The organism is Desulforamulus profundi, from assembly GCF_002607855.1.
Window position 1 is genome coordinate 1 of the sequence record NZ_AWQQ01000135.1, and the last position, 1,288, is coordinate 1,288.

Consider the following 1,288-nt stretch of genomic DNA (forward strand, 5'->3'; position numbering starts at 1 on the left):
CGTTGAGCAACCGGCCCTCTTTGCTTTCCACCGGCAAGTCGATGCCGTCCGCCAGGCCCTGTAGGTAGGCCACCTTCGACTTCAAACAATCCATGCAAAAACCCCCTTTGACTTTACCGTAGTAACACTACAGTATTATTCCTCAATCCAGGGGGTTTTAAACCTGTTATGGAACTTATACCCGCTTGATGTAGTTGCCAGTGCGGGTGTCAACCTGCAGCACATCGCCCACGTTGACGAAGAAAGGCACGTTAATAACAGCGCCGGTTTCCAGGGTAGCCGGTTTGCCGCCGCCGGAGGCAGTGTCGCCCTTGATGCCGGGGGCGGTCTCCACAACTTCCAGTTCAACGACATTGGGCAGGTCCACACCGATAATGTTTCCATTATAGCTGGCAATGGTCAGGTTCATGTTTTCTTTCAGCCACTTGACGGCATCGCCCATGTCTGCTTTGGAAACAGTAAACTGGTCGAAGGTTTCCGTGTTCATGACGTTGTAATTCTCACCGTCGTTGTACAGGTACTGCACTTCTTGGCGTTCAACCCTGGCGGGGTTTAATTTTTCATTGGGGTTGAAGGTTCTTTCAATGACCGCCCCGGTACGCATGTTTCTCATTTTGGTGCGTACGAAAGCAGCACCTTTACCTGGTTTTACATGCTGGAATTCAATAATTTGATAAACATCGTTGTCAATCTCAACCGTTAAACCGGTCCTGAAATCGCTGGTAGAAATCAACTGAATCGCCCTCCTAAAATAGTAAATTTAAAGTTTTAATAACTCATGTTTCGGTGAAGAGGTCAGTATCTCACAGCCCTCTCCGGTGACCAGCACACTATCCTCTATGCGCACCCCGCCCCAGCCGGCAGGTAAATGCCAGGTTCCACGGTCACCACCATACCTGCTTTTAGTACAGTTTCATCTTTGGCGGCTACCCTTGGCCTTTCATGAATGGCCAATCCCACACCGTGACCGGTGCCGTGTCCGAAGTACTCTCCATAGCCCCGGTCGGTAATGACCTGACGGGCCGCTTCGTCCACTTCTCTGGCCGTGACACCCTCTCGCACCGCGGCCAGCCCGGCCAACTGGGCTGCCAGCACGATGCTGTAAATCTCCTGCTGCTTCTCATCCGGTTCCCCCAGCACAACGGTGCGGTCATATCCGAATTGTAGCCCTGGTATACGGCGCCGAAGTCCATGGTTAACAGGTCGCCAAACTGCAGCTGCCGGTCGCTGGCCACCCCATGGGGCAAGGCGGAGCGGAGGCCGGAGGCCATGATGGTTTCAAAGGCGA

Annotated in this window: 2 protein-coding genes and 1 pseudogene; all 3 read right to left on the reverse strand. The window is 53.2% G+C overall.

The genetic code is table 11. From position 1 onward, the window contains the following. Nucleotides 1–94: CD1247 N-terminal domain-containing protein (locus tag P378_RS22460; RefSeq protein WP_338013954.1), on the reverse strand; the 94-nt coding region annotated here is incomplete at its 3' end. 81 nt (nt 95–175) lie between these two features. Further along, nucleotides 176–733 carry an elongation factor P gene (gene efp / locus P378_RS17360; protein WP_099084089.1) on the reverse strand — a complete coding sequence of 186 codons (558 nt, stop codon included), beginning with the start codon at nt 731–733 and terminating at the stop codon, nt 176–178. A 27-nt stretch (nt 734–760) separates the two neighbouring features. Then, nucleotides 761–1,288, reverse strand: a pseudogene (locus P378_RS17365) (M24 family metallopeptidase); the annotation flags it as partial.